The sequence below is a fragment of the Vibrio sp. 397 genome, assembly GCF_033339395.1.
In the GTDB taxonomy this organism is placed as follows: domain Bacteria; phylum Pseudomonadota; class Gammaproteobacteria; order Enterobacterales; family Vibrionaceae; genus Vibrio; species Vibrio alginolyticus.
Genome location: NZ_JAWOUN010000034.1, coordinates 1 through 22,081 on the forward strand (window position 1 = coordinate 1; position 22,081 = coordinate 22,081).

Genomic DNA, 22,081 nt, shown 5'->3' on the forward strand with positions numbered 1-22,081 from the left:
ATTGGCGCTGGACTAAACAAAGGCCCCCTTTTAGGGGGCTCACACAAAGCCACCTTCTTTAGAAGGTGGTAATTTACATCTTCAATTTAGATAACGAGAAACTTTCTCTCATATTGGTGAATGAAGAGATGGTTTCACCTGTAATTTACCTCAATATGGATAAGATTTTTTAATCCAAATATCGTTGGTATGAATAAAAAATGAGCGATTACATATCAAATATCTGATTGATTTTTATCCATGTTCCTTAAAGTTCCATTTTATTTGTCTCATTTTTAAGAAAAATCTTTGCTTTAGCTATGTTGTTCCAAAAATTAAAGCAAACGTTTGCGTCGTGGTTGCGTGGGGATTTTTTTGCTTAAGATCACATGTTGTCGAGATTTTTGATGACAATAAATTGACAGAATTGGGATTTTTCTCGCGATTTCTTAGCGTTATAGTTCATCCCGTCAGCGATACCGAGATGGCGATATGTATCTCTGAACAGGAAATGTACGTAAGTTGCTTCCATAAAAAAAATGCATGTGCATAAAAAGAAGCTGACTAAGTATCTCACTCAAGGAATGAATAAAAAGAATTGAAATACAACGTCAGTCAGACGGCGCATTTCGGCATCTAACAAAAGAACTTCTTTAGAGGAATCAATAATGAAAAAATTAGCAGCGGTAATTTCAGCGTCTCTACTTATGGCTTCAGCAGCACAAGCAGAAGTATACGTTGGTGGTAAGATGGGTAAGTCATGGATGGAAGACGCGTGTGTAGCGGGCCAGGCTTGTGACAAAGACGATTCTACTCTTGGCGCTTTTGTTGGTTACGAAATGAATAAATACTTCGCAGTAGAAGCGGGTTTCGACAACATCGGTGATTTTAACCAAACTTCTTTCGGTGGCCACGTAGAAGCAATCACTCTTGCTCCTAAATTTAGCCTACCAATCACTGAAGACATCGCACTTTACGGTAAAGTGGGTGGCGCTTACGTAATGTTTGATGGCAAAGATGATTACTCTTACCTAGGCGCAGCTGGTCTTGAATTCAACCTAAGCCAAAACGTAACAGCTCGTGCGGAATACCAAACACTGACTGACATCAGCAACGATGTAACTCGTGCGACAGGTAACACTGCAACACTAGGTGTTTCTTTCAAATTCGGCGGCAACGATGAGCCAGTAATCGTAGAAGAGCCAGTTGTTGTTGAAGAAGTGGTTGTAGAAGAAGTGGTAGAAGAGCCAGTTGTAGTTACGAAAACATTCGAAACTCAAACAATTGGCACAGGTAGCTTCGATCTAAACAGCACAACTCTAAAACCAGAGAGCGCTGCAAAACTTGATAACCTAGTTGCTTTCCTAAACGAGCACCCACAAGCGAACGTTGAAGTTGTAGGTTACACAGATACGTCTGGTCCAGCAGCTTACAACCTAAAGGTTTCTGAAAAACGTGCTGAGTCTGTTGCTAACGCACTCGTTGAAAAAGGTATTGATTCATCACGTATCCAAGCTCGTGGCGAAGGTGAAAACAACCCAATCGCTTCAAACGACACTCGTGAAGGTCGTCAACAAAACCGTCGCGTAGAAGTCGTTGTTCCAGAATTTGAATACCAAGTTCAGCAATAAGCTCCTATTCGACCGTAGTATAGAAGACTGAAGCTGAAAGCCCCAAAGAGTTCGCTCTTTGGGGCTTTTTATTTCTCTTTAAAAACTGACTGAAATGTTCAAAGTGGCTAGGTATTACTTAAGATCAATGCTGTTTAAACGCCCCATGAATGTCAGGATCTCCAAGTTATCTTTATGTGCTTCTAACAACGCTTTTTTGGTTTGCATGTAGGCGGCAAGTTTGCCGTACTTACTAATAGAGCGAACCACCGTTTTATATTTATACTCACCGTCATCATTGAACTCTCGCCACTTGGCGATGTAACACGTATCTCGGTTGTCAGGGTTTTCAAGAGTAGGGTTAGGCTTGTGAACGATTTTAGGCTCAACGCTATGTGGAAGCCTAGTCATTAGGTAAGGGTCTTTCAAAAGACGTCGCCAGAATTTGCCCCACATTTGCCGGCCTAACTCGTTTCTCAGCTTAATGGCTTTTTGTAAGCCTTTCTTTTCTCCAATACGAACAAATCCTACCGAGCGGTGTAGTACCGTATCCTCGGGGGTATGGATATGTATCTTAAAGGCTGTCTTGCCTTTAGAAATAAAGCGGTGTCCAGTGTTAGTTATTAAATTGCTCTTAGACATAGTGCTAACTAATAATTTTATTAATAGCTAAAAGGGTAAGCAAAACTCATAGATAATTAAAGTAATAAAATACAAAACTGTAAATAGGGCTTGTTGAAATGATTTCAAGGGGAAGAAGTCAGATCAGTAGAAGGCTTTATCCCGTAACCGAAACACCCGATCCGATCATATTGATTACTGGGAAGATTACCTAACACGATGTACTAGGGGGAGCAGTGCGAGGCTTGAAATTGAAGATACAAAAAAGCCTTAGCTCAAGTGGGAGCTAAGGCTATGATATGGCGCCCCCAGTAGGATTCGAACCTACGACCTGTCCCTTAGGAGGGGACTGCGCTATCCAGCTGTGCCATGGGGGCGTAATACCAATAGTTGCAGTTCATTGCACTGTTTTACTGAGTTCAAATCTAGCAATCTACCAGATCTGTATCAGCATCACGTTGAACGATTCGCTACGGTCATTGGTATAATCAAATAAGATGCGCTGCCTATGATATTCAAAAGTGAGCATATCTCAAGACTTAATGTTTGCTTTTATAGGATCTTGTTCATTACGTCGCCAATTTGAACGCTAGATGCTAAATTTGGCTGATCAATCGTCAGTTCCGCTTCGTGTTCGTATATGCGTGATACCGTTAATGTAATTTCGCTTTGCGAGACTTTGTTTCTTGGCAATCCATTTTGGTCGATAAACGACGCGGTGTGCCAAAGCTGCAATTTGTCTCCCTCTTTTACGCCGTGCATACGGCCGAGATCCATCGTTACGGTATTACCGAAGACTGCCACAACCTCTGGCAATGTAATTTTGCAAGACAGCTCCGACTCCAGATCCAACATAATATTGCGACTAACGCGAAGCATCATCTCGCCATAGGTCGATGCCCAAAAACGTGCACTACGAGTGTCCACTTGACTCGTCTTAGCAAATGGCCAACGCGCGACCTCACGGTAGGCTTTGTTGAAGATTTCATGGCCAGTTTTACCATCAAATACTTTCATTTCTAACGCAAACTGACGATTGATGATGTCATCTTGCAATAGTTGAGATTCGACCGTTGCAGTGAGATCGGTTATGACCCCTCCAATGATGTATTGTGCGCCATTGTCTTGTGCGATCATTTGAGTGCGAGCAGGATAGTTGCTGCTTATTGAGTAGTCCGTTGTACCAACAGACACAAAGCTGCGTGAGGTTTGATCAAGTTGACGGTTCACTACGTGGCTAAAATCGTCACCAACTTGATAAATTTGTCCCATCACTGCTTGTTGTGGTGATGCGACCTCAATATTGCCGACCAGCATTGTCTTTTTGTATTGATCGGTGTGGCAACCCGTTGCCGATGGATAAATATCAACGCGGATTTTTACCTCGACTTTACCGCGACGTTTGCGTTCAGACTCGACCAAAATGTAACGGACTTCATGATTGGTAAACTGGTATTCGTTGCGGCTTTCTTCTAATAGCGGCATCAAGTTGCTAATACTGCCAATATCTGCGCCCGAAAAATTGACGGCTTTGAACAGCGCGTCTTCCAACGCATGGAGCCTTGCCGTCTCTTCTGAAGAAACGATGGTGGCAACGCCTGTGACTTCATACCAAGATGCCATGACCTTAAAAGGCACAAGCATCACTAAAGTGATTGAAAACAGACTGTTTAATATTTTTTTCATTGGTTACAACCGTTCGGGTATAAATATTGCTTTAACAAATTCAGTGAAGTTTGGTGGGTTTTCTTCGTTAGGCAAACAAAGAAAAGCAAAGACTGTTCCAATATTCACTTTCTTGGAAAGGAATTAATAAAGAACGGTATCACCTAAGATTATCTGGAGAATCAAACCATGAAAAAGTGGCTTGTCGCCGCATCGATGATGACGCTTCTGACATCGTGCGCGTACTCACCGATTTACAATGGTAAAGAACCGTACTCGGGAAGCCAGTTCATGCTGATGGATAGTCCGCGTCATACGATGGACTTTTTCATTGAGAGCATGACAGAAGACCTGATGGTTTCTAATGTGGCAGTATCAGCGCGGACACCGATTGCGATTACCTCGTTTGTTGATCTACAAAATATGGATGCAACAAACTGGTTAGGTAACTCGGTCTCTGAAGGTTTTATCCATCAGTTTCAGCGCCGAGGGTTTAAAGTGGTTGATTTCAAAACTACGGGCTCTATTCAAGTGACGCAGCAGGGCGATTTTGCTTTAAGTCGTGATTGGCAAGATTTAGCTCAAGAGCAGCAAATTCAGTATGTACTGACCGGAACAATGCTGCGCCAAGAGGGCGGAGTGCTTGTCAATGCACGCGTGGTTGGCATGCAAAGCCGTGTAGTTGTAGCGACAGCGCAAGGTTTCCTTCCGGCTGACCGTATTGGGCGTGACTTAGATACGTTAAATAGCATCCGCACACAAGATGGTGTGTTGATTCGTTCTGACCCTACCATTCGTCAGCCGTACACTGTGATTCTCCGTCCATAGGATAGAAGCATGAAGAAGTTATTATTTATTGTTGCCACACTGATATTGGTGGGGTGTCAGCCATTACAACAGATGCGTCAAGATGAAATCTTAGTGGCGGTGGGCTACGCCAGCGTCAGTGAGCAGACAGGCCGCACAGTAGAAGAAAAGCGTGTACGAGCAATGCGCGCATCAAAAATTGATGCTTATCGTGAGCTAGCAGAGCAAGTTTATGGCATGCGTGTTAGTGGACGAGCAGAGCTGCAAGACCAGCGTTTGGGTATTGAAAGCACCACTGGTGCCGTCGATGGTGTAATTCGTGGTGCAGAAGTTGTGCGTAGTTATCTTGTTGAAGACAGTTATGTGACTGAGCTGCGTCTGGATATCCGTAAGATGGATAAGCTACGTGATTATGGAGAAGTTCAGCAGGTGCCTGAGAAGCGTCAGCAAACCTTGTTTTAAACCATTTCACTAGACAGATAATCTTTTTGAGCGGCTGATTGGTAACAATGAGTCGCTTTTTTATATCTACGTGAGCGCGGGAATTGAGGGTAAGAGTGACGTTTAAGCTTTTATATTGGTGCCAAGCGTCGAGATGGTGTGGGTTTTTCCGCCCGCATTGTAGGTCATGCCAACTTTGCCATGAGTTCGCTGAAGCATGTTGTTGAGTTTATTGAAGCTCAGCTGTGCGCGACTAAGCGATTCGCCATTTACTTGGTTAACTTGTTGACAGTCTAGGACGATCGATTGGATCTGAGCAACAACCTGACTTAGGTGCTCATCTTCAGTAAGTTGATTGACGTGCGGGTGAGAGGCGATTCGCTGATCAGTTGTTCTGAGCTGATCAATGAGCGTCATCTTCTGTTTGGCAATGTTCTCAATCTCGGTAGAGACACGCGCCGTTATTGCTTGTGTTTCTTGGCGTAAAACAGCGGAAAGTGCCTTAGCATTTTCTAGCTGGAAATTAACGAGATCGACTAATGCTGCCATAAAATACTTACCTTCGGCCTAAGTCAGTTAGCTTTTGCCTTGCAATTCGCTTTCAAACTTAATCATGTTGTCAGCCAATTTTTCAGGATCGACTTTGTATGAACCGTTTGTGATAGCTTCTTTGATTGCTGCAACTTTGGCGCTGTCATATGCCGGAGAAGCTGCCATATCCTTCTGGAGTTTACTGACGGCTTTACTTTGCTGGCTGAGTGATACTGCGTCTTGTTGCGCTGGCGCCTTTTTTGATTCTGTCGTGCTGGTAGCATTGGAATCGTTACGTGCAGGTGCGCGACTTGTTGTCGTCATCATTTGCCCTGAACGTATATTATCTATACCTGCCATGTTTAACCTTTGCCTTGTATCGTAATACTGGTATCCAGACTATCGACCAGCGCAAAAATAACTTTAGTCATTTTTTGCATTTTTATTGATCAGTTTAAACACGCTACCAGTGGGTATTAAAAATTAACAGTGATTTCCGCAATGTCAGTCACTATGCCTTCTATTATACGTTGTGACTTATCATTTTTCACTCTTACTTGATCGCCAGTGGAACCATCCTGCAATGCTGTGCCTTGCGTTGTGATCGTCATGCCAGAATTCACCGCTTTGATAATGACCTTTTCATTTCGGCATACCACACAAACATCATTTCTCTCTACGACATCGCCTAAGCGAACATTACGCTTTAGCTTTGCCCCAACCACTTGATCGTAGCTAGAAAATCCATCTTTACGAAAGCGCTGTAGCTCGATCATGGAAGTGGTAACATCCGATGCGCTGACGATTTCTCCTCTCCCTAGTGTTCGTGTCGCGACGATCATTGGTACTGATACCGAGATCCTCACAGGGACATAGACTTTCCAGTCATCCGGTTGGCATTCCACTAACACATTGATGTTACTTCTCGTGCTGCTGGTGGAAGAGGCAGATGTATCTAACGGAACAGGGCAATCCGTTGCTTTTATTCTCGAGTCGATCTCTGCCGCATTAACAGATAGCTCGCCACCATCAGGCTGATCAACCGTAGCAAGAATATGTTGTTCTGCTGCTGTTTTTATTTGCTCGATCTGATTATCTGAAGCTGAATGAACAAAAAAGCTAAACATACTGAGCAAAATGCCGATAGACTTAGCGTACTTTGTAATTAGCGCTCTACATATTGTCATAGTCAATGGTGTCGAAGTGAAAGTGAAATACGCCATACTGTCTCCCTGGTATCGTGCTTGCCAGTGGTAGAGTATCATTTAAAAACAAAAAGTTTGAGATGGAGATGAGCATATGACGGGGATTCTTGACTCGGTGAATCAGCGTACGCAACTCGTCGGTCAGAACCGATTGGAATTATTGACCTTTCGACTGATGGGCCGACAGCGCTACGGCATTAACGTATTCAAAGTGAAAGAAGTACTACAGTGCCCTAAGCTGACTTCAATGCCAAATCTACACCCTCTGGTTAAAGGTATCGCTCATATCCGCGGCCATACCGTGTCCGTTATTGATTTGAGCCTGGCAATTGGTGGCCGCCCAACCACTGATTTAGATAAATGTTTTGTTGTTATTGCAGAATTTAACCGTACGATCCAAGCATTTTTGGTATCATCGGTTGAGCGTATTATCAATATGCATTGGGAAGCGATTTTGCCACCGCCAGACGGCGCAGGTAAAGCGCACTATTTGACTGCCGTGACAAACATTGACAATGAGCTGGTTGAAATCCTTGACGTTGAAAAAATCCTGGCAGAAATTGCGCCAGTTGATGAAACGATGGATTCCGCTATTGGCGAAGAAATCGCACAAGCAGAACAAGAAAAGCCTATTGTACGCCGCATACTGATTGCTGATGACTCGACGGTCGCGCGTAAACAGGTAGAGCGTGCGATTACATCCATCGGTTTTGAGGTCGTATCTGTCAAAGACGGCAAAGAAGCGTACAATAAGTTGATTGAAATGGCTCAAGAAGGCAATATCTACGATCAAATTTCGTTGGTTATTTCCGATATTGAAATGCCAGAAATGGACGGCTATACCTTAACGGCTGAAATTCGCAGACATGCCGATTTGAAAGACCTTTATGTTATCCTCCATTCTTCATTAAGTGGTGTATTCAACCAAGCTATGGTTGAGCGTGTAGGTGCCAACACCTTCATTGCGAAATTTAACCCAGATGAGTTGGGTAACGCGGTTAAATCTGCATTAACACAATAAAAGAGACATTAATGACTGCTATTACAATCAGTGATCAAGAGTATCGTGACTTTAGCCGTTTTCTAGAATCGCAATGTGGCATCGTGTTAGGTGATAGCAAGCAATACCTCGTGCGTAGCCGACTGAGTCCTTTAGTGACGAAGTTTAAGCTCGCATCGTTATCAGATTTGCTACGTGATGTTGTTACAGGGCGTAATCGAGAATTACGAGTCGCCGCTGTGGATGCGATGACGACTAACGAAACCTTGTGGTTTCGAGATACTTATCCGTTCACGGTTTTAGCTGACAAATTATTGCCAGAAGTAGCGGCAAGTAAGCGCCCAATTAAGATCTGGTCTGCTGCCAGTTCATCGGGCCAAGAACCGTATTCTATTGCAATGACGATCCTGGAAACGCAACAGCGCAAACCGGGCTTATTACCAAACGTGTCCATTACAGCCACAGACATTTCGGCAAGTATGCTCGAGATGTGTCGTGCAGGGGTGTACGACAACTTGGCTTTGGGTCGCGGCCTTTCACCAGAACGTCGTCGCACCTTCTTTGAAAATGCGGACGGTGGTCGCATGAAAGTCAAAGATAACGTCAAGCGTTTGGTGAACTTTCGTCCACAAAACCTGATGGACAGTTACGCACTGATGGGTAAGTTCGACATCATTTTCTGTCGTAACGTATTGATTTACTTTTCTCCAGAAATGAAATCTAAAGTGCTTAACCAAATGGCGAGCAGTTTAAACCCTGGTGGTTACTTGCTGTTAGGGGCATCAGAGTCGCTAACTGGTCTGACTGATAAATTTGAAATGGTGCGCTGTAATCCGGGCATCATTTACAAGCTTAAATAGCGGTATCTCTTCATTGATAGAAAAGCCTGACTTCGTGTCAGGCTTTTTTGTTTGTTACCTTTCTGCGCCGAGCGCTTCATGTATCACTCAATTAGTTGAAGCGCGTTTTTGCCTTGTGCCCTCAACACGGTGTATCTTTATTAAGTGAGCAAAGTGATACGACATGACATTCCAGTTACTTTGGCTCACTTATTGCTATTTCAATTCACGGTAACCACTAGGTTGGTGTAATGCTTTAGGTTTTGGCATGCTAATTGCTTTTTGGTTATCAATCACGGTCAGTTCTTAATTGTAGAGGCAAACATGGCTATATCTTTTGACAATGCACTAGGCATCCACCAGCACACGGTGGGCGTACGTGAGCGCAATGCAGAGGTGATTTCCACCAACATCGCACAAGCAAACACGCCTGGTTACAAAGCAAGAGGTTTAGACTTTGCGAAGGAATTGCAAGCGGCAACATCTGGGGCAAGCATTGGTCTTAGTCGCACAGATGGTCGGCATATTCCTGCCACTACAACGTTGGTTGGGGACAAGTTATATCGTCTTCCTACGCAACCAGATACGGGAGATGGCAACACGGTAGACTTGGATTTAGAGCGTAACTTGTTTATGCAAAACCAAATCAGACACCAAGCATCACTCGACTTTCTAGGCAGCAAATTCAAGAACTTAACCAAAGCAATCAAAGGGGAATAATTTAGATGAGCTTATTTAACGTTTTCAATGTGACAGGTTCCGCAATGAGCGCTGAATCCGTTCGTCTGAATACTACCTCAAGCAACTTGGCGAACGCCGACAGTGTCAGCAGCTCTGCGAAAGACACTTACAAAGCGCGTCATGCCGTGTTTGGTGCAGAGTTAAGTAACGCCATGCGTGGCGGTGATACGGTGCCAGTGAAAGTGATGGGTATTGTAGAAAGTGATAAACCGCTGAGTGCGGAGTACAACCCAGACCATCCCCTTGCAAACGAAGAAGGCTACATTTACAAGCCTAACGTCAATGTAATGGAAGAAATGGCAAACATGATCTCAGCTTCTCGTGCATACCAAACTAATGTACAGGTCGCTGATTCTAGTAAACAAATGCTGCTGCGTACGCTGCAGATGGGTCAATAAGGATAAGGGGGTAGCGTATGGCCGGAATTAACAACGTTGGTCAAAGCGGCTTGTCCTATATCGACCAGCTTAAAAGTCTACAAGAGAGTAACAAGAAAGCGGAAGAGAGCACGGGTAAGCAGGACCTAAAACAGGAAGACTTCTTATCATTGCTCACGAAGCAACTGTCTCAGCAAGACCCTTTTAAGCCGGTAAGTAATGACCAGATGATTGCGCAAATGGCTTCATTTGCGACCGTTGATGGCATTGGCAAGATGAACACTCAGTTTGAGAGTTTGAATTCGTCAATGACATCAAATCAAGCGTTACAAGCTTCCTCTTTGGTAGGGCGTGACGTATTGGTCCCAGGAGCAGCAGGTGTGAAGCAGGACGACGCACCAATGGCGGCAATGGTTAAGCTTTCACAATCTATCGATAATCTGTTTGTTCGTGTAGAGGATGAAGCTGGCCAACTGGTTCGTACCTTTGAGGTAGGGGCGAAACCAGCCGGCGACACGCGTGTGCTTTGGGACGGTAAAGATGAAAGCGGAAATCCACTGCCAGCTGGCAAATACAAAGTGAAAGCGTCTGGCTTAGTTGAGGGGGAGTCGCAAGAGTTCCCAGTATCGACGTATGCCAACGTAAACAGCGTATTGCTTGGCAAAGGTGACGGAAACGTATTACTCAATCTGGCTGGTTTTGAATCGCCAGTTCGACTTGCAGAAGTATTGGAAGTCGGCAAAGCGTAGTCATAGCTCGCTAGATTAGGAGATTTTGGAATGTCATATGTATCTTTAAGCGGTTTGTCCGCCGCCCAACTGGATTTGAACACCACCAGTAACAACATTGCGAACGCCAACACTTACGGCTTTAAAGAGTCCCGTGCTGAGTTTGCTGATGTCTACTCTAACTCTTTATTTACTAACGCAAAAACCACACCGGGTGGTGGTGCACAAGCAAGCCAAGTGGCACAGCAGTTCCATGAAGGCTCTAGCATTTACACCAACAACCCAATGGATTTGCGTGTTTCGGGGACAGGTTTTTTCGCTGTAGCGAAAGAGCGTCTAACTCCACAACAGAATGAACTGACACGTAATGGTGCATTTCACTTAAATAAAGAAAACTACATGGTGACCGCGAACGACGAGTTCTTATTAGGTTACCAAGTGGACCCAAGCTCTGGTGAGGTTTCTTCATACGAGCCACAACCCATCAATATTCCTGCTGAATTTGGTAAGCCAAAACAAACAGCAAACATTGAAGTGGGTGTGAACTTGCCAGCGAACGGCGATTTGAAAGATCCAACGCAGTTTGATTTTTCAGACCCAGATACATACAACCGTTCAACCTCTTCGACAATTTATGACTCGATGGGTCAGTCTTACAAGCTAACGACGTATTACTTGAAAGATCAGACTCAGCCAAATACATGGAACACTTACTACACCGTGACAGATAAAGAAGGTGAAAAGCCTTTAAATGTTGCGGCTGGTGATGCGCAAACGCCAACAGGTCATGTGGGGCATACCATGAAGTTCAACAACGATGGTACGTTGGCGAGCTTGAACAATGGTCAGCCAATCACTTCTGTGGCTCTGGGCGATCCGGCGACGAACACGACACCAGTCGATATGAATGGTGCCGATCCTGCGCAGACGCTTAACTTCGGCTTAGGCTCAGCAACACAGTTTGCGGCTCCGTTCGAACTGACTAAGTTTGACGAAGACGGTGCAACGACGGGCTTCCTAACCAAAGTTGACTTCGATGAAAACGGCAGCGTATTGGGAACTTACTCAAACGGTGAAAACGTTACATTGGGTCGTGTTGCTCTCGTACGTGTTCCAAACGAGCAAGGTCTGGATAAGAAAGGCGGCACTCAATGGGATTCAACGCAGTTCTCTGGTGACAAGATCTGGGGTGAATCAAATAAAGGCTCTTTCGGCACCATCAATAACGGTATGCTGGAACAGTCAAACATTGATATGACGCAGGAGTTGGTGGACCTGATCTCTGCTCAGCGTAACTTCCAAGCAAACTCACGTTCGCTCGAAGTACACAACCAACTACAACAGAATATCTTACAGATCCGCTAGAGCACTAGCTGGGTCATTCGATACTCTGCTTGAGTAAGCAATGGCGTGTGATTGCTTCTTAGTAATTACCGCTTTGTTCACTTTCATCATGACATTCATCTGATGCTTAGCCTGAATACACCTCACTCAGGCTAAGCATGCTTTGATCTACGATTTGCCGCTGTTGCCGCCGTATGGATCAAAACCTTGCCTCTCGTTACAGTTTTCTGCCCCTATTGACCTCTTTTAATTGTTGATTGTTAATTCAAAGTATTGATTGATAAGCCTATTTTTGTTTTGGCATAACTATTGCTTTTACTCCGTGTACAGAGAGATTTTTTGGAGTAATTTATGGATCGCGCACTGTTTCTCGCAATGAGTGGCGCCAAGCAAAATATGCAGGCACTACAATTGCGCGCTAATAACTTGGCTAACGTAAGCACGACCGGATTTCGGGCTGATTTAGCACAGGCTCGCTCAATGCAGGCTTATGGTGAAGGCCATCCTTCACGTGTGTTCAGCATGACAGAGCGTCCAGGGCATAACTTTGCTCAAGGTAGCGTGATTACAACAGGGCGTGATCTGGATGTGACGATTGAAGGCAGCGGTTGGATATCGGTACTCGATCACACAGGGAAAGAAGGGTTGACCCGTAACGGCAACCTAAAAGTCGATCAAAATGGCATGCTTACCAACGCAAGTGGTCATTTGGTGCTGGGTGAAAACGACGCGCCGATTACTTTGCCTATTCCTCTCTCCAAAATTGAAATCGGTCGGGATGGCACCATCTCTGTACTTCCTCAAGGTGCCCCGGCAGAAGAATTCCAAGCGGTTGATCGCATTAAGCTTGTTAAGCCTAATGATCAAAGCTTGTTTAAAGACACCAATGGCTTATTTCGCCATAAAACTCCAAACCAACCTTACGAAGCAGACGCGACTGTTAGCCTCCAGACGGGAGCGATAGAAGGCAGTAACGTGAATGCCGTAGGTGAAATGACCGCATTGATTGACTTACAACGTCAGTTTGAAATGCAAGTCAAGATGATGAGCACAGCTGAAGAAATGGATAAATCTTCAGATTCACTGCTTCGTATGAGTTAACAGAGTTAGAGGTTCACTATGCATCCAGCACTATGGGTAAGTAAAACAGGTCTAGACGCCCAACAAACCAACATTGCCACGATTTCGAACAACTTGGCGAACGCCTCTACTGTCGGCTACAAAAAGAGCCGTGCAGTATTCGAAGATCTGTTCTATCAGAACATCAACCAGCCTGGCGGCCAGTCATCTCAGAACACGGAACTGCCAAGTGGCTTGATGCTAGGTGCGGGTTCTAAAGTGGTTGCGACGCAAAAAGTGCACACGCACGGCAATGCACAGACAACGACCAACGCACTGGACATGATGGTGGAAGGCGACGGCTTTTTTCAAGTGACATTGCCGGACGGCAACATCGGTTATACCCGTAACGGTCAGTTCACGCTAAATGGTGAAGGCACGTTAGTCACGTCGGGTTCTGGCTACCCTGTAGAGCCTGAAATTGTGATTCCAGAAGATGCGATTTCTATTACTGTCGGTACGGATGGTGAAGTGTCGGTTCGCGTCCGAGGGCAGCAAGACAACCAAGTCGTTGGTCAGTTAACCATTACAGATTTTGTTAACCCAGGTGGCCTAGAGCCAATTGGTCAGAACCTTTACTTACCAACGGGGGCCAGTGGCGATCCACAAGAGGGTGTTCCTGGTTTGGACGGTTTGGGGGAAATTCGTCAATCCATGCTGGAAGCGTCCAACGTGAATGTAACAGAAGAGTTGGTCAATATGATCGAAGCCCAGCGCGTTTACGAAATGAACTCAAAAGTGATCTCGTCAGTCGATAAGATGATGAGCTTCGTTAACCAGCAATTGTAACGATTAAGAGCAAGATTTGAGGAGCTCACGATGAAACGTATTTGCCTACTCGCTTTGATTGCTACGATGTCGGGCTGTGCCATGTTGGAACCGATTGAAACGGATGAAGTGACACAAGCAACCACTGTGGTCGACGCAGTAGAAGGTGATAAATCGAAAGAAGAGAGCAGCGGTATTGTAGATACTTTACGTGGTAGGAGCGATCCGGTTGCTGGCGACCCTGCTTGGGCTCCAATTCATCCGAAAAACAAACCTGAGCATTACGCTGCTGCAACAGGTTCGTTGTTTAGCGCCGAGCACATTACCGATCTCTACGACGATTCTAAACCACGTGGTATTGGCGACATTATTACCGTAACACTTGATGAGACAACCAGTGCGACGAAAAGCGCAAATGCCGATTTATCGAAAACCAATGAAGCACAAATGGACCCGCTTCAAGTGGGCGGAGAAGAGCTGAAAATTGGCGGAAAATATAATTTCTCTTATGACTTAAACAACTCCAACTCATTTGCAGGTGACTCTTCTGCAAAGCAGAGCAACAGCATCAGTGGTTACATCACTGTTGAGGTGATCGAAGTACTGGCAAACGGCAACCTCGTGATCCGCGGTGAGAAGTGGATGACGCTAAATACGGGTGATGAGTACATACGTTTAAGTGGCACTATTCGTCCGGATGATATTAATTTCGACAACACCATTGCATCAAATCGCGTTTCTAACGCAAGAATTCAGTACTCTGGCACTGGTTTGCAACAAGATATGCAAGAGCCAGGCTTCTTGGCACGATTCTTTAATGTAGCGCTATAACACGCCGTGCTGACGGCAATTTGACTGCAAGAGATAAGTAAGCATGAAAAAACTCCTTTTAGTACTGATGAGCGTTGCTCTGTTTTCTACCGTAGCCCAAGCCGCACGTATCAAAGACGTCGCGCAAGTGGCAGGTGTACGAAGCAACCAACTCGTGGGTTATGGTTTGGTTTCAGGCTTACCTGGTACGGGTGAAGCGAACCCGTTTACAGAGCAAAGTTTCGCCGCCATGCTGCAAAACTTCGGCATTCAGATGCCGCCGGGCACAAAGCCAAAAATTAAAAACGTTGCCGCAGTCATGGTTACGGCAGAATTGCCGCCTTTCTCTAAACCGGGTCAGCAAGTGGACGTGACTGTCTCTTCCATCGGAAGTGCTAAAAGTTTGCGTGGTGGCACCTTGCTGCAAACGTTCCTCAAAGGTCTCGACGGTCAAGTTTACGCGGTTGCTCAAGGTAACTTAGTGGTGAGCGGCTTCAGTGCTGAAGGCGCTGACGGTTCTAAAATCGTAGGTAACAATCCAACCGTTGGTCTTATCTCTAGTGGTGCGACAGTAGAGCGCGAAATTCCAAACCCATTTGGTCGTGGTGATTACATCACGTTCAACTTGCTTGAGTCAGACTTCACAACGGCTCAACGTATGGCGGATGCTGTAAACAACTTCCTTGGCCCACAAATGGCGAGCGCTGTTGACGCGACATCAGTGCGCGTGCGTGCTCCTCGTGACGTCAGCCAGCGTGTTGCGTTCTTATCGGCAATCGAAAACCTAGAGTTCGACCCAGCAGATGGTGCAGCCAAAATCATCGTTAACTCTCGCACGGGCACCATCGTAGTTGGTAAGCATGTGCGTCTTAAACCAGCAGCAGTAACGCACGGCGGCATGACGGTTGCGATCAAAGAAAACCTGAATGTTAGCCAACCTAACGGCTTTTCTGGTGGGCAAACCGTAGTCGTACCAGACTCGGATATCGAAGTCAGCGAAGAGCAAGGCAAAATGTTTAAGTTCGAACCAGGCTTAACGTTGGATGATTTGGTCCGTGCCGTGAACCAAGTCGGGGCTGCGCCTTCGGACTTGATGGCAATTTTACAAGCATTGAAGCAAGCTGGTGCCATTGAAGGCCAGTTGATCATCATTTAATGGTTAGGAGGTAGGTATAATGAACAATCCTAACGACATTGGTTTTATCCATGACATCAGTTCTCTGGACACTCTGCGTCAAAAAGCAGTGAAAGAGGGAAAAGATAGCGAGCAAGAAGCATTGCATGCGGCTGCTCGTCAGTTCGAATCTATTTTCACCTCCATGATGTTGAAATCCATGCGAGAAGCCAATGAGGGCTTTGAGTCCAACATGATGAACAGCCAAAACGAGAAGTTCTATCGACAAATGTTGGATGAACAGATGGCGAGTGAATTGAGTTCGTCTGGTTCAATGGGACTGGCCGATATGATTGTTAAGCAATTAACGGCTGGGCAAGGGAACGACAAAAAAGAAACGGCTATGCGTGATGCGGCAAACAATGCTGCGGAATATCGTCGTGTTGACCCGAAAAAAGCGCGCGAGATTGAACAGCGCTTGATTGAGTCTGGTCAGCTATCTCGACCAAGCAATGAACCCACTCGATTCGATTCACCAGAATCCTTTGTTAACTCGATGAAGCCATACGCGGAGAAAGCTGCGAAAGCCTTAGGTGTCGAGCCATCTCTGCTACTTGCGCAAGCCGCTTTGGAAACGGGGTGGGGACAAAAGGTCGTGAAGAACGCGCGTGGCAGCAGCAACAACTTATTTAATATCAAAGCAGATCGAAGCTGGCAGGGTGACAAAGTGACGACTCAAACTTTAGAGTTCCACGATAACACGCCAGTGAAAGAGACGGCAGCGTTTCGCTCCTACTCAAGTTACGAAGACAGCTTTAATGACTTTGTACGATTTTTGAATGACAACCCACGTTACGAGACAGCATTGCAGCAACGCGGGAACTCAGAGTCGTTTATTCGCGGTATCCACAGTGCGGGTTACGCGACCGATCCGAACTACGCAGATAAAGTCCTGCAGGTGAAGGATAAAATCGAAAGTATGTAATGTCTCTGCGCCAATTTATGACGTTCTCGAAGGCTTGCCATAGTGCAAGCCTTCACTTTATCTGAATATCTACGCCTTTCTATCACTTGGCACATCTTTTGCTTTTAATGTGTCTAGGTGATCGGTTTTGCCGATTTATATTTCGTTTTTGGGGGCATGTATGGCGTCAGATCTTCTGAATGTAGGTACTCAAAGTGTGCTTACTGCTCAGAGACAATTAAACACCACTGGTCATAACATTTCTAATGTTAATACAGAGGGTTATAGCCGTCAGTCTGTTATCCAAAGCACGAATGATCCGCGCATGTTCGGTGGTTCTACCTACGGCATGGGTGTGCATGTGGAAAATGTTCGCCGCTCGTGGGATCAGTTTGCCGTGAATGAACTGAACCTGTCGTCGACCAACAATGCCAACAAAACGGATACCCAAGACAATCTTGATATGCTCTCTAGCATGTTGAGCTCCGTGGCATCGAAGAAAATTCCCGAGAACCTGAATGAGTGGTTCGATGCGGTAAAAACCATGGCAGATACCCCGAACGATTTAGGGGCACGAAAAGTGGTATTGGAAAAGGCGAAAATCTTCTCTGATACATTAAATGATTTCCACGAAACCGTGCGACTGCAATCTGATGTCACCAATAAAAAATTGGATATGGGCATTGAGCGCGTTAATCAACTTGCGTTGGAAATTCGCGATATTCATCGACTGATGATGCGTACTCCCGGCCCACATAATGACCTGATGGATCAGCATGAAAAGCTGGTTACTGAGCTGTCAGAGTACACCAAAGTTACCGTAACCCCACGCAAAAATGCGGAAGGGTTTAATGTTCATATCGGCAATGGACACACTCTTGTTTCTGGCACGGAAGCAAGCCAGCTCAAAATGATCGATGGCTATCCGGATGTTCATCAAAGACGATTAGCAATGGTGGAAGGGAATGGCATTAAAGCGATCAAGTCTGATGATATGGATGGCAAAATCGGCGCTTTACTTGAAATGCGCGACAAACACATCCCACAACTGCAAGATGAAATGGGCCGTTTAGCGACGGGCTTCTCCTACAAAATTAATCAGCTGCAATCTCAAGGTCTGGATCTCAACGGTAAGATAGGTAAAGACGTATTTACTGACGTGAACTCTGAGCTGGTGGCAAAATCTCGAGTTTTTGCTGCGCCTGACTCTCAAGCTGATGTTGCGGTTTACATCGAGGACATTTCCGCGATCAAAGGTGGTGAATATTCGCTGCGTTATGATGGCGACCAATACAGCGTGACAACACCGAAAGGTGAGCAAATGTCGTTGAACATCGACCGTTCGGATTCGTCGTTTGTTCTGGATGGTATGAAAGTGCAAATTGGTGAAGGCCTTGCCGCCGGTGAGCGCGTATTGCTACGCCCAACGAGAAGTGGTGCAGCCATCATAAAGATGGAAACCAATGACGCAAAAGCTATTGCCGCACAAAGTTATGAAGCCTCAACCACTTTTGCCCAAGGTAACGCCAAGTTTAAAATTCGTGAGGCGGGGGATGTTAAAGAGTTTGAGGTTACCGTACAACCAGCCGACGAGAAGCATGATAAGCCGTGGTTAAAGATCACGGATAACAAGGGTAATTTACTATCGGACAAATACTCATACCCGTTAGATAAAGATAACCCGAAGATTGAAATATCAGTGCCGAAAAGCCATCCGCTGTATAAAAACGGCGATGCAACCGTGTTTGAGTTGAGCGAAGGCGCACTGATGAATGATAAATTCACCGCAAACTTGGTGCCTTCTGAAGGTGGTAACGGCAACTTGAGAAAAATGCAGAAGATCCAAACAGACAAGATGATGGATGGAAAATCCAGCACCTTGATCGATGTTTATCATAACCTCAATACTGAAGTTGGACTGAAGTCTTCTACAGCAAACCGTTTAGCCTCCGTCGCTCGTTTAGAGCATGAAGCGGCGCAAGAGCGCGTTGCTTCTATTTCTGGTGTTAACCTCGATGAAGAAGCGGCCAACATGATGAAGTTTCAACAAGCGTACATGGCTTCATCACGTGTGATGCAAGCGGCGAATGATACCTTCAATACCATTTTACAACTGAGGTAAGGAGAAGAGATAAGTGCTAACCCGAATTTCTAGTTTCCATAACTATCAGTCCGTACAAAATGATCTGCGTCGTCAAGAGAATAAGGTTCACCACAACCAAGAGCAACTTGCTTCAGGGAAAAAGTTACTGAAACCTAGTGACGACCCCCTCGCTGCGCATTACATCCAAAACATTAGTCAGCAACAAGAACAGCTACAACAATATCTTAGCTCGATAGTGTTGGTGCGTAATCGTCTAGAAAACCACGAAGTTAATATCGCCAATGCGGAGAATTTTGCCGACGAGTCGAAGCGCTTAACTATGGAGATGATTAACGGTGCCTTTTCTGCTGAAGACCGACAAGCAAAGAAGCGTGAGTTAGAAGAGATTGCGAACAACTTCCTTAACTTAGTGAACTCGCAAGATGAATCTGGTAACTACGTGTTTGCGGGTACTAAGCCAAAAAGCCAACCATTCTATCGCGATAAAGACGGTAGTGTTCAATACGCTGGGGACGATTATCAGCGCAAAATGAAAGTCTCTAGCATGCTCGAGATGCCAATGAACGATCCTGGCAGCAAGCTGTTTATGGAGATACCAAACCCATTTGGCGATTATCAGCCGAATTACGATCTACAAAACAGCTCTGAGCTGTTGCTAAACAAAGCCACTAACGTTGATACGAAGGATGATGCGGCGTATCGCGTGACATTTGTCGATATGAATAACGGCAAATTTGGTTACCAATTAGAGCGTAACGGCAAAGTAGTGGATGCCGATGAGTTTTCTCCAGAGAAAGGGATTGAATACAAAGGCCTGAAAGTGCACGTAAAAGGCCAAATTACGCCTGGTGACAGCATTGAGATCGAAAAGCGGGCAGAGTTCAGCATTTTCGATACCTTCAAGGATGCAATGGCATGGTCAGACAAATCGGTTTCGGATACGTCGGCGACCGCCAAATTGCACCAAATGACAGAAGAATTCCACGCTGCTTTTATCCATTTGAATAAAGCGCGTACAGATGCCGGTGCTCGATTGAGTACGCTGGATATCCAAGAGCAAAATCATGAAGACTTTAATTTGTCTCTGGCAAAAGCGAAGAGCAACTTTGAGGACTTGGATTACTCCAAAGCCGTGATCGAGTTCAGTGAAAACTCGCGAGCGTTACAGGCATCGCAACAAGCATTCGGTAAGACCAAAGATCTAACGTTGTTTAACTACATCTAGTATGACACTCATACACATTGTCTGATTTTGATGCCTTATGTGCAAAGCCTTAAGCGCGATAAGTCGACGTAACCTGGGAGTCTGAGATGTCATGCGGCACGATTTTACCCAAAGCGGCAATGATGCGGGAGGCAAGTCGGGCGGCAACAGGGCAGCGTTCAATACACTTGGGGTGAGGTGAGTCTTACAAACCGGAAATAGCTTAATGATAAAGCTAACTTATTGTTTATTTGATTCTTTTAAAAGTAGTTAAATAATTTACGTAAGTTGGCACACAAATTGCATTGAAAATATCAGAACAGATTTAGAGATTCTAAACCCTGCGTTTAAGGCAGATTTAGCAAGTAACTTTTACGGTCAGTGCTTATCCAAATGAGAGTAAAGCTGGCCGCTTCGCAAAAGCTTGCGAACTCAACAGGAGAGCAAAATGGCTGTAACAGTTAGTACTAACGTCTCCGCGATGACCGCGCAGCGTTACCTAAACAAAGCGACTGATGAATTAAACACGTCGATGGAGCGCTTATCTTCAGGACATAAGATTAACAGTGCAAAAGATGATGCGGCAGGTCTACAGATCTCTAACCGCTTAACTGCACAGTCTCGTGGCCTAGATGTCGCAATGCGTAACGCGAACGATGGTATCTCGATTGCACAAACCGCTGAAGGTGCGATGAATGAGGCAACCTCTGTCATGCAACGAATGCGTGACCTTGCGATTCAATCATCGAACGGTACTAACTCTCCAGCTGAGCGTCAGGCGATCAACGAAGAGTCAATGGCATTGATTGACGAGCTAAACCGTATTGCAGAAACCACTTCATTTGGTGGTCGTCGTCTATTGAACGGCTCATTCGGTGAAGCAGCATTCCAGATTGGTGCGAGCTCAGGTGAAGCCATGATCATGGGACTCACCAGCATTCGTGCGGACGATACTCGCATGGGCGGTGTGACCTTCTTATCTGAGAACGGTAAAGATAAAAACTGGAGTGTTGACCCAGCTAAATCTGACTTGAAGATCACGCTACCAGGTATGGGTGAAGACGAAGACGGCAATGTTGATGATCTAGAAATCAACATTAATGCCAAAGCGGGCGACGACATCGAAGAGCTTGCCACTTACATTAATGGTCAGTCTGATATGATTAATGCGTCTGTAAGTGAAGATGGCAAGTTGCAAGTTTTTGTCGCGCATCCAAACGTTCAGGGTGAGATTTCCATTTCTGGTGGATTAGCATCTGAGCTTGGCCTGAGTGATGAACCTATCAGAACGTCAGTACAAGATATTGATATGACCACGGTACAAGGTTCTCAAAACGCGATTTCTGTGCTGGATTCGGCACTGAAATACGTAGACTCGCAACGTGCAGACTTAGGTGCGAAGCAAAACCGTTTGAGTCACAGCATCAACAACTTGGCGAATATCCAAGAAAACGTTGACGCATCGAACAGCCGAATTAAAGATACAGATTTTGCGAAAGAAACCACGCAAATGACCAAAGCACAAATTTTGCAACAAGCAGGAACATCGATTCTTGCTCAAGCGAAACAGTTGCCAAACTCTGCAATGTCACTATTGCAGTAGTTTACTTAGCCTGTGCTCAATACATTCAGACGTGGATGGGAATGCAGGCTTTTGGCAAGCAACTTTACAATAGAATGAGCGGCTCTCTCATCTCTCACCTGCCAATCATTTTCAATGTAAAGTTGCACTCGGTATGCCGGAAATGTGTTCATTTCTCTTGATCTCCACATAGGCTCTGGCGACCAACCTAGCCCCAGTTCTCTCAAAGGAAAAGGGGCTTTTTCTTTTCTAATTCTTACGTCTATCGTCTGCGAACTTATCTTCAATTGTTTCCTTTCGCTGGTTTTCTATACAATTTGGCCCTCTCGGCTCGATTTGTGGAAACTTGAGCACTTTTTCTTACTTTTCTTCAATTTTATTAGCTAAATCTCGCAATGTTATTTTTTTAAACTTTTTTCTAAAGCTTCTGAATTTGGTGTCGTTAATAGAGGTAACTTTGAGAGAACTACTTGGTTTTCCGAGACGTCGGAAACCGCTACACCGGAAAATCAATTGGAGAAATCACCA

Annotated in this window: 22 protein-coding genes and 1 tRNA gene; 17 read left to right on the forward strand and 6 right to left on the reverse strand. The window is 45.2% G+C overall.

The genetic code is table 11. The annotated features are described in order from the left end of the window. Positions 1-647 precede the first annotated feature (647 nt). A complete protein-coding gene (locus tag R7P36_RS24355; protein WP_005382010.1) occupies positions 648-1,610 on the forward strand; it encodes an OmpA family protein in 963 nt (320 codons plus the stop codon). Positions 1,611-1,724: 114 nt separating this feature from the next. On the opposite strand, the gene R7P36_RS24360 is transcribed toward R7P36_RS24355, so the two are convergent. From R7P36_RS24360 to R7P36_RS24370, 3 genes are all read right to left on the reverse strand, one after another. Next, positions 1,725-2,231: a hypothetical protein gene (locus tag R7P36_RS24360; RefSeq protein ID WP_005382011.1), complete on the reverse strand. Its 507-nt coding sequence runs from the start codon at positions 2,229-2,231 to the stop codon at positions 1,725-1,727. Positions 2,232-2,510: 279 nt separating this feature from the next. Further along, a tRNA-Arg gene (locus tag R7P36_RS24365) sits at positions 2,511-2,587 on the reverse strand. Positions 2,588-2,762: 175 nt separating this feature from the next. Next, positions 2,763-3,896 (reverse strand): flagellar assembly protein FlgT, encoded by a 1,134-nt coding sequence (locus R7P36_RS24370; protein WP_005382012.1) that lies wholly within the window; start codon positions 3,894-3,896, stop codon positions 2,763-2,765. A gap of 168 nt (positions 3,897-4,064) precedes the next feature. Here R7P36_RS24370 and R7P36_RS24375 point away from each other — a divergent pair, with 168 nt between their 5' ends. Further along, a complete protein-coding gene (locus R7P36_RS24375; RefSeq protein ID WP_005382013.1) occupies positions 4,065-4,703 on the forward strand; it encodes a FlgO family outer membrane protein in 639 nt (212 codons plus the stop codon). Positions 4,704-4,712: 9 nt separating this feature from the next. After that, on the forward strand, positions 4,713-5,144 hold the full coding sequence (gene flgP, locus R7P36_RS24380) for a flagellar assembly lipoprotein FlgP (RefSeq protein ID WP_005382014.1): 432 nt from the start codon (positions 4,713-4,715) through the stop codon (positions 5,142-5,144). A 102-nt stretch (positions 5,145-5,246) separates the two neighbouring features. Here the strand turns inward: flgP and R7P36_RS24385 are convergent, their stop codons facing one another. The 3 genes from R7P36_RS24385 to flgA form a co-directional block, all read right to left on the reverse strand. Beyond that, positions 5,247-5,672, reverse strand: a complete 426-nt coding sequence (locus R7P36_RS24385; RefSeq protein ID WP_005382015.1) for a flagella synthesis protein FlgN — start codon at positions 5,670-5,672, stop codon at positions 5,247-5,249. 27 nt (positions 5,673-5,699) lie between these two features. Beyond that, the gene (gene flgM / locus R7P36_RS24390) at positions 5,700-6,014 is read right to left on the reverse strand and encodes a flagellar biosynthesis anti-sigma factor FlgM (RefSeq protein ID WP_170893770.1); all 315 of its coding nucleotides are present in this window, start codon (positions 6,012-6,014) and stop codon (positions 5,700-5,702) included. A gap of 116 nt (positions 6,015-6,130) precedes the next feature. Further along, positions 6,131-6,877, reverse strand: a complete 747-nt coding sequence (gene flgA, locus R7P36_RS24395; RefSeq protein WP_213900141.1) for a flagellar basal body P-ring formation chaperone FlgA — start codon at positions 6,875-6,877, stop codon at positions 6,131-6,133. A 76-nt stretch (positions 6,878-6,953) separates the two neighbouring features. Here flgA and R7P36_RS24400 point away from each other — a divergent pair, with 76 nt between their 5' ends. The 14 genes from R7P36_RS24400 to R7P36_RS24465 all read left to right on the forward strand — a co-directional run bounded on the left by R7P36_RS24400 (position 6,954) and on the right by R7P36_RS24465 (position 21,574). Beyond that, the gene (locus R7P36_RS24400; RefSeq protein WP_005382022.1) at positions 6,954-7,880 is read left to right on the forward strand and encodes a chemotaxis protein CheV; all 927 of its coding nucleotides are present in this window, start codon (positions 6,954-6,956) and stop codon (positions 7,878-7,880) included. 11 nt (positions 7,881-7,891) lie between these two features. Next, positions 7,892-8,719: a CheR family methyltransferase gene (locus R7P36_RS24405; RefSeq protein WP_005382024.1), complete on the forward strand. Its 828-nt coding sequence runs from the start codon at positions 7,892-7,894 to the stop codon at positions 8,717-8,719. 303 nt (positions 8,720-9,022) lie between these two features. Next, positions 9,023-9,418: a flagellar basal body rod protein FlgB gene (gene flgB, locus R7P36_RS24410; RefSeq protein ID WP_005382026.1), complete on the forward strand. Its 396-nt coding sequence runs from the start codon at positions 9,023-9,025 to the stop codon at positions 9,416-9,418. Between the two features lie 5 nt (positions 9,419-9,423). Further along, positions 9,424-9,837 (forward strand): flagellar basal body rod protein FlgC, encoded by a 414-nt coding sequence (gene flgC / locus R7P36_RS24415; RefSeq protein WP_005393132.1) that lies wholly within the window; start codon positions 9,424-9,426, stop codon positions 9,835-9,837. A gap of 17 nt (positions 9,838-9,854) precedes the next feature. Next, positions 9,855-10,565, forward strand: coding sequence for a flagellar hook assembly protein FlgD (flgD, locus tag R7P36_RS24420; protein WP_005382029.1), 711 nt, complete (start codon positions 9,855-9,857; stop codon positions 10,563-10,565). A gap of 30 nt (positions 10,566-10,595) precedes the next feature. Further along, entirely contained in the window at positions 10,596-11,909 is a 1,314-nt protein-coding gene (gene flgE / locus R7P36_RS24425; protein ID WP_005382030.1) for a flagellar hook protein FlgE, read from the forward strand. Between the two features lie 330 nt (positions 11,910-12,239). Beyond that, positions 12,240-12,989 (forward strand): flagellar basal-body rod protein FlgF, encoded by a 750-nt coding sequence (gene flgF / locus R7P36_RS24430; protein ID WP_005382031.1) that lies wholly within the window; start codon positions 12,240-12,242, stop codon positions 12,987-12,989. Between the two features lie 18 nt (positions 12,990-13,007). Next, positions 13,008-13,796, forward strand: a complete 789-nt coding sequence (gene flgG / locus R7P36_RS24435; protein ID WP_005382032.1) for a flagellar basal-body rod protein FlgG — start codon at positions 13,008-13,010, stop codon at positions 13,794-13,796. Between the two features lie 30 nt (positions 13,797-13,826). Further along, positions 13,827-14,606 carry a flagellar basal body L-ring protein FlgH gene (flgH, locus tag R7P36_RS24440; RefSeq protein ID WP_017634834.1) on the forward strand — a complete coding sequence of 260 codons (780 nt, stop codon included), beginning with the start codon at positions 13,827-13,829 and terminating at the stop codon, positions 14,604-14,606. A 43-nt stretch (positions 14,607-14,649) separates the two neighbouring features. Then, a complete protein-coding gene (locus R7P36_RS24445; protein WP_005393118.1) occupies positions 14,650-15,741 on the forward strand; it encodes a flagellar basal body P-ring protein FlgI in 1,092 nt (363 codons plus the stop codon). A 16-nt stretch (positions 15,742-15,757) separates the two neighbouring features. Next, positions 15,758-16,684: a flagellar assembly peptidoglycan hydrolase FlgJ gene (gene flgJ / locus R7P36_RS24450; protein ID WP_213900143.1), complete on the forward strand. Its 927-nt coding sequence runs from the start codon at positions 15,758-15,760 to the stop codon at positions 16,682-16,684. A gap of 160 nt (positions 16,685-16,844) precedes the next feature. After that, complete coding sequence (flgK, locus tag R7P36_RS24455; RefSeq protein WP_213900142.1) at positions 16,845-18,785, forward strand: flagellar hook-associated protein FlgK; 1,941 nt, start codon at positions 16,845-16,847, stop codon at positions 18,783-18,785. Between the two features lie 13 nt (positions 18,786-18,798). Further along, entirely contained in the window at positions 18,799-19,992 is a 1,194-nt protein-coding gene (gene flgL / locus R7P36_RS24460; protein ID WP_318122322.1) for a flagellar hook-associated protein FlgL, read from the forward strand. Positions 19,993-20,419: 427 nt separating this feature from the next. Continuing rightward, the gene (locus tag R7P36_RS24465) at positions 20,420-21,574 is read left to right on the forward strand and encodes a flagellin (protein ID WP_005382038.1); all 1,155 of its coding nucleotides are present in this window, start codon (positions 20,420-20,422) and stop codon (positions 21,572-21,574) included. Positions 21,575-22,081: the final 507 nt, after the last annotated feature.

What these genes read in the sequence shown, in the direction of transcription:
- R7P36_RS24355 (WP_005382010.1), top strand. Translation starts at nt 648, where the DNA reads ATGAAAAAATTAGCAGCGGTAATTTCAGCGTCTCTACTTATGGCTTCA.
- R7P36_RS24360 (WP_005382011.1), bottom strand. Translation starts at nt 2,231, where the DNA reads ATGTCTAAGAGCAATTTAATAACTAACACTGGACACCGCTTTATTTCT.
- R7P36_RS24370 (WP_005382012.1), bottom strand. Translation starts at nt 3,896, where the DNA reads ATGAAAAAAATATTAAACAGTCTGTTTTCAATCACTTTAGTGATGCTT.
- R7P36_RS24375 (WP_005382013.1), top strand. Translation starts at nt 4,065, where the DNA reads ATGAAAAAGTGGCTTGTCGCCGCATCGATGATGACGCTTCTGACATCG.
- flgP (WP_005382014.1), top strand. Translation starts at nt 4,713, where the DNA reads ATGAAGAAGTTATTATTTATTGTTGCCACACTGATATTGGTGGGGTGT.
- R7P36_RS24385 (WP_005382015.1), bottom strand. Translation starts at nt 5,672, where the DNA reads ATGGCAGCATTAGTCGATCTCGTTAATTTCCAGCTAGAAAATGCTAAG.
- flgM (WP_170893770.1), bottom strand. Translation starts at nt 6,014, where the DNA reads ATGGCAGGTATAGATAATATACGTTCAGGGCAAATGATGACGACAACA.
- flgA (WP_213900141.1), bottom strand. Translation starts at nt 6,877, where the DNA reads ATGGCGTATTTCACTTTCACTTCGACACCATTGACTATGACAATATGT.
- R7P36_RS24400 (WP_005382022.1), top strand. Translation starts at nt 6,954, where the DNA reads ATGACGGGGATTCTTGACTCGGTGAATCAGCGTACGCAACTCGTCGGT.
- R7P36_RS24405 (WP_005382024.1), top strand. Translation starts at nt 7,892, where the DNA reads ATGACTGCTATTACAATCAGTGATCAAGAGTATCGTGACTTTAGCCGT.
- flgB (WP_005382026.1), top strand. Translation starts at nt 9,023, where the DNA reads ATGGCTATATCTTTTGACAATGCACTAGGCATCCACCAGCACACGGTG.
- flgC (WP_005393132.1), top strand. Translation starts at nt 9,424, where the DNA reads ATGAGCTTATTTAACGTTTTCAATGTGACAGGTTCCGCAATGAGCGCT.
- flgD (WP_005382029.1), top strand. Translation starts at nt 9,855, where the DNA reads ATGGCCGGAATTAACAACGTTGGTCAAAGCGGCTTGTCCTATATCGAC.
- flgE (WP_005382030.1), top strand. Translation starts at nt 10,596, where the DNA reads ATGTCATATGTATCTTTAAGCGGTTTGTCCGCCGCCCAACTGGATTTG.
- flgF (WP_005382031.1), top strand. Translation starts at nt 12,240, where the DNA reads ATGGATCGCGCACTGTTTCTCGCAATGAGTGGCGCCAAGCAAAATATG.
- flgG (WP_005382032.1), top strand. Translation starts at nt 13,008, where the DNA reads ATGCATCCAGCACTATGGGTAAGTAAAACAGGTCTAGACGCCCAACAA.
- flgH (WP_017634834.1), top strand. Translation starts at nt 13,827, where the DNA reads ATGAAACGTATTTGCCTACTCGCTTTGATTGCTACGATGTCGGGCTGT.
- R7P36_RS24445 (WP_005393118.1), top strand. Translation starts at nt 14,650, where the DNA reads ATGAAAAAACTCCTTTTAGTACTGATGAGCGTTGCTCTGTTTTCTACC.
- flgK (WP_213900142.1), top strand. Translation starts at nt 16,845, where the DNA reads ATGGCGTCAGATCTTCTGAATGTAGGTACTCAAAGTGTGCTTACTGCT.
- R7P36_RS24465 (WP_005382038.1), top strand. Translation starts at nt 20,420, where the DNA reads ATGGCTGTAACAGTTAGTACTAACGTCTCCGCGATGACCGCGCAGCGT.